A 910-nucleotide genomic window follows, 5' to 3' on the forward strand; every position below is an offset into this window, starting at 1 on the left:
TTCATCAAACACTCATCAACAACGATTGCTGATGAAAAAAGAAAACATCATTTTTCTTTTGGCAAGCAATCTGATGAGAAAAAGATGAATCGATATAATTCTGTTTAACAGCGTATTACATTTCAAATTCATCAAATCATCATTTTTTCATTCACCTACAAATCCGTAAGAAAATGACAATAGAAGAAGCTAAAAGCATACGAATAGCCGACTACCTGCACAGCTTGGGTTATTCACCAGTAAAACAACAAGGTATCAACCTTTGGTACAAATCTCCGTTTCGGGAAGAGAGTGAAGCATCGTTCAAAGTGAATACCGAACGTGAACAATGGTATGACTTCGGTTTGGGAAAGGGCGGAAACATCATTGCACTGGCTGCACATCTGTACGCTACCGACCATGTACCTTACATCTTGAAACGGATAGCGGAGCAGACACCGCACGTGCGCCCGATATCTTTCTCTTTTGGCAAGCAAAGCTCTTCCGAGCCGAGCTTCCAACATCTGGAGATTGTTCCGCTGTCATCTCCTGCCCTGCTTGCCTACTTGCAAGGTAGAGGAATAAATACAGAACTGGCGAAAAGAGAATGTAGTGAAGCCCGTTTCACCCACAACGGCAAGCGGTACTTTGCCATCGCCTTTCCCAATGGTTCGGGTGGGTTTGAGGTTCGCAACCGCTATTTTAAGGGGTGCATCGCCCCAAAGGAAATCTCCCACATCAGACAGTCGGGAAAAGTGAGGAATACCTGTTATATATTCGAGGGATTTATGGACTACCTCTCCTTTTTGACATTGAGACAAGAGAGCTGCCCGAATTATCCGGAATTGGACGGGCAGGACTACATTGTATTGAACTCAGTATCGAATGTAAACAAGGCTCTCTATCCGTTGGGCAATTACGAACGCATCCA

The 910-nt window shown here is 44.1% G+C and carries 1 protein-coding gene; it reads left to right on the forward strand.

The window, feature by feature from the left end; genetic code table 11:
- Positions 1-173: 173 nt before the first annotated feature.
- Positions 174-910, forward strand: a 737-nt coding sequence (locus DW947_RS21400; RefSeq protein WP_119958639.1) for a CHC2 zinc finger domain-containing protein, incomplete at its 3' end; no start/stop codon positions are given.

Source organism: Bacteroides sp. AM44-19 (assembly GCF_003603395.1).
GTDB lineage: Bacteria > Bacteroidota > Bacteroidia > Bacteroidales > Bacteroidaceae > Bacteroides > Bacteroides uniformis.